Origin of the sequence: Aminobacter sp. MET-1 (genome assembly GCF_026521175.1) — a bacterium.
In the GTDB taxonomy this organism is placed as follows: domain Bacteria; phylum Pseudomonadota; class Alphaproteobacteria; order Rhizobiales; family Rhizobiaceae; genus Aminobacter.
Genome location: NZ_JAMSHL010000075.1, coordinates 1 through 424, shown reverse-complemented (window position 1 = coordinate 424; position 424 = coordinate 1). Strand labels below are relative to the sequence as shown.

The following is a 424-nucleotide window of genomic DNA, read 5'->3' as shown; positions in this document are numbered from 1 at the left end:
TCGAGGGCAGGGTGCACCAGCCGCCGGCACGCACGGTGACATTGGCGCTGCATGAGCCCGTCGGCGTCATCGGCATCATCGCCCCTGATGAAGCGCCGCTGCTCGGCCTGATCTCGCTGCTCGCCCCGGCACTCGCCATGGGCAACACCGTGGTTCTGGTGCCCTCGACCACGGCCCCGCTGGTTGCCACCGACCTCTACCAGGTGCTCGAATATTCCGACATTCCGGCCGGTGCGATCAACATCGTCACCGGGCACACGGGGGAACTCACAGCGGTCCTTGCCAAACACGATGACGTCGACGGCCTCTGGGTCGTCGCCGAGGCCGAGATCTGCGCCAGGGCGGAGGCGGAATCGACGGGCAACCTCAAGCGCGTCTGGACCGGCCACGGTCGTTGCCTCGACTGGCCAACCGCCCAGGGCGA

The 424-nt window shown here is 67.9% G+C and carries 1 protein-coding gene; it reads left to right on the top strand.

The window, feature by feature from the left end; all coding sequences use genetic code 11:
- Positions 1-424: aldehyde dehydrogenase family protein (locus NDO48_RS29080; RefSeq protein WP_267322898.1), on the top strand; the 424-nt coding region annotated here is incomplete at both ends.